Source organism: Mucilaginibacter sp. P5_A6 (assembly GCF_056400585.1).
This window is the reverse complement of sequence record NZ_JBFUKZ010000060.1, coordinates 1-5,905: the sequence shown is the minus strand read 5'-3', so window position 1 is coordinate 5,905 and position 5,905 is coordinate 1. Positions and strand designations below refer to the sequence as shown.

General features: G+C 35.9%; 5 protein-coding genes. All 5 read left to right on the top strand.

Annotation, left to right across the window (positions count from 1 at the left end):
• The first annotated feature begins 491 nt into the window (after positions 1 to 491).
• The 5 genes from AC1DO4_RS27480 to AC1DO4_RS27460 all read left to right on the top strand — a co-directional run bounded on the left by AC1DO4_RS27480 (position 492) and on the right by AC1DO4_RS27460 (position 5,827).
• Entirely contained in the window at positions 492 to 1,661 is a 1,170-nt protein-coding gene (locus AC1DO4_RS27480) for a DegT/DnrJ/EryC1/StrS family aminotransferase (protein ID WP_477420967.1), read from the top strand.
• The gene (locus tag AC1DO4_RS27475) at positions 1,658 to 2,524 is read left to right on the top strand and encodes a glycosyltransferase family 2 protein (protein WP_477420966.1); all 867 of its coding nucleotides are present in this window, start codon (positions 1,658 to 1,660) and stop codon (positions 2,522 to 2,524) included. The genes AC1DO4_RS27480 and AC1DO4_RS27475 overlap by 4 nt, the downstream gene beginning before the upstream one ends.
• Positions 2,525 to 2,541: 17 nt before the next feature.
• Positions 2,542 to 3,708, top strand: a complete 1,167-nt coding sequence (locus AC1DO4_RS27470) for a glycosyltransferase (protein ID WP_477420965.1) — start codon at positions 2,542 to 2,544, stop codon at positions 3,706 to 3,708.
• A 21-nt stretch (positions 3,709 to 3,729) separates the two neighbouring features.
• Positions 3,730 to 4,491 carry a DUF2334 domain-containing protein gene (locus tag AC1DO4_RS27465; protein ID WP_477420964.1) on the top strand — a complete coding sequence of 254 codons (762 nt, stop codon included), beginning with the start codon at positions 3,730 to 3,732 and terminating at the stop codon, positions 4,489 to 4,491.
• Between the two features lie 79 nt (positions 4,492 to 4,570).
• Positions 4,571 to 5,827, top strand: coding sequence for a DegT/DnrJ/EryC1/StrS family aminotransferase (locus AC1DO4_RS27460; protein ID WP_477420963.1), 1,257 nt, complete (start codon positions 4,571 to 4,573; stop codon positions 5,825 to 5,827).
• Positions 5,828 to 5,905 lie beyond the last annotated feature (78 nt).

Sequence of the window (5,905 nt, the reverse complement as noted above, 5' to 3'; positions counted from 1 at the left end):
GATAAATGGTTGCCCGCGGTTCCTTATTTCCAAATTTTATGTGTTTGTGGCATAATGTATCCGCTGCATGCATACAATTTAAACATTTTAAAAGTTATGGGTAAAGGCTCGTTATTTTTAAAATTAGAGGTTGTTAAAAAAGTGCTATGCGCAGCAGGCATTTTATTATTCATTCCCTTCGGAATTTATGGTTTATTATATTTTCAGTTGTTTTTCAATTTTGTAGCATATTACATTAACTCAACCTACAGTGGCAGGCTAATTTCATATCCGATAAAAGAGCAAATTGAAGATATTTTACCTATCCTGGCAATATCCGGCACTATAGGTTTTAGTTGTTATTTCCTTAATATCCTTTTAACTAACCTTTTTACCCCGGCGATTATGCACATTGGCATAATAAGCATAATCTATTTCGGGGTTTATTATGGCGCCGGCCTTCTAATCAAACTTTCGGCAATTAAAGATTTTAACCAATTAATCCTAAAAAAATGATTCCTGTAACCAAACCATTTCTGCCAGCAGAAAGCGAATTCAATAACTATGTTAAGAGTATTTGGGAAAGACAATGGCTTACAAATAACGGCCCTTTAGTAAATACGCTTGAACTGAAATTAAAAGAATACCTGGGAGTTAATCACTTGTTATTTGTTTCAAACGGAACATTGGCCTTACAACTGGCAATTAAAGCCCTTGATTTAAGCGGAGAAATTATTACCACACCTTTTTCATTTGTGGCAACAACAAGCAGTATTGTATGGCAGGGATGTACACCCGTATTTACGGATATAGATCCCGAGACATTTAATATCGATCCGGCTAAAATAGAAGCCGCTATTACTCCAAAAACCTCAGCTATACTGGCAACACATGTTTTTGGAAATCCCTGTGATATTGATGCTATACAAAGAATTGCAGATAAGCATGGATTAAAGGTTATTTATGATGCTGCCCATTGTTTTGGCACCTTTTATAATAACAGATCGGTGTTTGAATATGGAGACATTAGTACAACCAGTTTTCATTCAACCAAATTATTTCATACGATTGAAGGGGGAGCCGTATTTACACAGGACCCGGAGCTTTTAAGAAAAATGGCATTGATGCGTAATTTTGGTTATTCGGGTGTGGATAGTTTTTCTGAACCTGGAATCAACGCCAAAAATTGTGAATTTCATGCAGCAATGGGCCTGTGTAACTTACGCCATGCAGATGAAATACTAAAAAAAAGAAAGTATTTATCAGAACAGTATATGTTACGTTTGACTAACCTCGACGTGAAATTTCAGAAAATAGAGAACAAACAAGATTACAATCATGCATATTTTCCTGTGCTTTTTAGCTCCGAGGGTTTGATGCAGGATAGTAAAGCAAAGCTGGAACTGGCGCAAATATATTGTAGAAGGTATTTTTACCCGTCGCTATCAACATTGCCCTATGTAAATAATGTAGAAATGCCTGTTTGTGATTCCGTTGCCTCAAGAATTGTTTGCCTCCCCTTATATCATACGTTAACATTACCAGATCTTGATCTTATTTGCAGGTTATTGCTAAGGACTCAAAACTTTGACGAAGGGGGTCAGCACAAACAAAAACATTTTGGAAATATAATAGCCGACAAAATTGAATTGGAAATTAATGAAAAAAACGGCACGATATGAAGGATGCAGAAATGACAGTTAGCATTTGTTGTATCACTTATAATCATGAAAAGTTTATTTCCCAGGCTCTTAACAGTTTTATGATGCAGGAAACAAACTTTAAATTTGAAATTATTGTAGGTGATGATAGCTCCACTGATAATACACTTAAAATTGTCAGGCTGTTTTCAAGTAAATATCCTGGCAAAATAAAAATTGTTGCATCCCCTCAGAATATGGGGATCCATCATAATTTAATTAATTGCAGCAAATTATGTAAAGGGAAATATATAGCACTTTGTGAGGGTGATGACTTTTGGACCGATCCTCATAAACTGCAAAAGCAGGTTGATTTCTTAGAAAACAACCCAGACTACGTTATATGCTGCCATTATACCCGGGTGATAAATGCCGATAATAGAACGCTTTATGTAAATCCGAGGCCGGTACCATTAATTCATACTTACCACGATTTACTTGCAGGCAAACAGGAAGAAACAAAAACGGCAACTGTTTTATACCGAAATATACCAGATCTGTATAATCTGTTTTCAACTCCCTGGTTTTTTAATTGTTATGCCGGCGATAAAATTTTTAAGCTTTTTGCAACACACCACACCGGCAAAAAAATATATGTGATGCCCGAGATTATGAGTTGTTACCGTAACCATGAGGGGGGCATATGGAGCATGATCAATACAAAAATAAGGATGGAAAGAATGATAAGTGACTTTAACCTGATTATTAAGCATTTTACATACCCGGCGTTTCAAAGAAAAAAATTGCTGCAGCTTTACGTAARAAGGTATTTGCTATTTGAGCTACGCAACATGCAGGTACGCAAAGCATATGAAACTGTAAAATATTTGCTTTATCCTAATTAAAAGCCATAAAAACAGTTATGAAAAAAGATCCGGCTTTGCACCAAAAACCCAGCTTATTCTTTGTTATTCCCTCATTAATGGGAGGGGGAGCCGAAAGAGTATTGATATCCCTGGCTAATCATTTCAACCAATTAAATTTTCAGCCGATAATTATTTCCTTAAATAACCAACCACCGGCCTATACAATTGATAACGGAGTAAAGGTAGTGTACATAGTAAAACGACATAAAAATTTTCTTAGTCACAGGATTTATTATATGGTACAAACTTTTTACAAATTGGTAAAGTTGCTTTTGAAAGAGAAACCAGTTTGCGCTATCTCGTTTATTAGTTCGGCAAATATATGGACCGGCATTGCATGTTACTTTATACGTACTCCTTATATTGTTTCAGAAAGAACATCGCCAAGCCGTAGCGTAAACCAATTCAATTATTTTCATAAACAGTTAGCCGCAAGCCTTTATAAAAAATCTGCCGCCGTTGTTGTGAGTGCTAAAGGGGTTGAAGATTGTTTGCTTGAAAATAAAGCATTTAAAAAGCTTTCCAATATACATAGAATTACGAATGCTGTTACCGCTTTTAAATCAATTTCAACTGAAAAGGTACATCATCGGAAGTTTATTTTGGGAGTAGGAAGGTTAACGCGCGTTAAAGGATTTGATATACTGATATCAGCTTATAATACGGCAAATATTGATGATGTAGATCTGCTTATAATAGGAGAGGGCGAGGAAAGGGATAACCTTATTTGCCAGATTCATAATATGGGATTGAGCGAAAAAGTTATACTGCCAGGTTCAAAATCCAACTTGCAGGATTATTATAGCCAGGCAGAAATATTTGTTTTACCATCCAGAAATGAAGGTTATCCAAATGCGTTAGTTGAGGCAATGAGCTTTGGATGCCCATGTATTGCTATGGATTGTGATTTTGGTCCATCAGAAATCATATCAGATGGTGTAAATGGGGTGTTAGTACAAAAGGGATCAGTTTCTGGCCTGGCAACAGCTATAAATGATTTAATTAATAATCCATCATTAAAAAATGACCTTGGTAAAATGGCCAGAAATATTATTAGCACCAATAGCCCCGAAAAAATATTTAAAGCGTGGGAGGATTTGGTAATAAAACATACTGGCAATGCCATTCCCCTGAATGGGGTACTAATTACTGACCAATATTAACTTACATTAATTTTTATCGTTATGCTACAGTATTTAATTCGTTTGGATGATTTGTGTCCAACAAATGACATAAAAAAATGGGAGCGTTTTTTTAACTTGTTCGATAAGTATAACATAAAGCCCATAATAGCTGTGATTCCAGATAACCAGGATCCTAAATTACTAAGCTGTGGTAATATAAACCCTAATTACTGGCAACTGGTGCGTGATATTCAAGGCAAAGGGTATGTAATAGGTATGCATGGATTTGATCACTGCTATCTGAATCATAATTCGGGTTTGCTTAAAATAAACAAGCGATCAGAATTTGCCGGATTACCGTTTCACATCCAGGAAGAAAAGATAAAGGCAGCAGCTGCCATATTTAAAAGAGAAAACATTCAGGCGTCATTATTTATTGCTCCTGCTCATACATTTGATCGTAACACACTTTTAGCAATTAATAAATATACCGATATAAAAATCATAAGTGATGGCTTGTTAAAATCTCCATATATAAGATTTGGTTTCAACTGGATTCCCGTACAGTTATCAGAGGTTGAACCTAAAACAAAAAACACATGGACTTTTAATTACCACCCCGAAACCTGTACAAATAAAGGCTTTCGGGATCTTGAAATTTTTATGGCAAGGTACCATGAGAATTTTGTTTCTCTTGCCGATTTATCATTTGGGAACTACACATGGAAAGACAGCATTATGGAAAAGTATTGCATTTACAAACGTCTTACACGCGATTTCATTGATAGTATAGTCGCCCTTTTCGAAAAAATACCCGCCTGATCTTTTTCGAGTCTTTAACCCGGGTTATTGTCGATTTTAGAAAACCTAACCAAACTTTTCACTTATTTACCACAACACCATGAAAATTCCTTTTTCTCCGCCTTATATTGATCAATCGGTTATCAATGAAGTTGTTAATACGCTTAATTCAAAATGGATCACTACCGGGCCAAAGGTAGCGGCACTTGAAAATGAAATGGTAGAGTTTACTTCATCTGATGCAGCCATATGTGTTAATTCATGGACATCGGGGGCTATACTGATGCTAAAGTGGTTTGGGGTAAAAGAAGGTGATGAGGTTATTATACCGGCTTATACTTATTGTGCTACGGCCTTGTGTGTGTTACATTGCGGTGCCATACCGGTGATGGTTGATGTTGATACTGATTTTTGCATATCACCTAAAGCAGTGCTCAAAGCTATAACTTCCAAAACAAAAGCAATAATTGCTGTTGATTTTGCCGGTTGGCCCTGCAATTATGATGAGTTAAACCAGATAATTTGCAAGCCGGAAATAAATGACCTGTTTATAGCCGCATCACACAAACAAGAAGCTTTAGGCAGGATACTTTTAATTGCAGATGCTGCTCATTCGCTGGGTGCAACAATAAACGGTGTTTCGGCGGCAAAAAAAAGTGATGTAACTATATTTTCTTTTCATGCAGTTAAAAATATAACAACAGCCGAGGGGGGATGCATATGTTTAAACCTGCCGCCGAATTTTGATACAGCTGTTGAATTGCGTTATTTAAAAATGTATACATTAAACGGGCAAACAAAAGATGCTTTTTCCAAATCAACAGGAGGAGGCTGGAAATACGATATTCTTTTCCAGGGGCTGAAAATCAACATGCCGGATATTTGTGCAGCAATTGGATTAGCGCAGATTAAGAAGTATCTGCCAGAGCTTCTGCCGCTACGAAAACTAATAGCATTAAAGTATTGTAAAGGCTTCAGAAAAATGAACTGGTTTATTGCCCCAACGTTAATAGATGGAAATCGCGAATCATCATACCATCTGTTTGCATTGAGAATTAAAGGCATATCGGAGTTTCAACGCGATAAAATCATTGATGATATTACAAGTAAAGGTGTAACCGTTAATGTTCATTTTATACCCTTACCCATGTTGACTTTGTTTAAAGACCTGGGTTACCAAATAAATGATTATCCATCTGCTTATTTACAATACGCCAACGAGATCTCGCTGCCAATTTATCCGCAACTTCAAAATGATGAGATTGATTTTATTATAGAAACCGTAATAAACGCTGTTGATAAACAACTGGCATATGCAAAAGATCCGTTAACTATTAATAATGAAGTTGGGGTTTAAAAAGTTTTGTAAAAGAAATGATCGTAAAAAGATTTTTTGACATAGTTTTTGCAATTGCGATAATATTGCTAATAACTC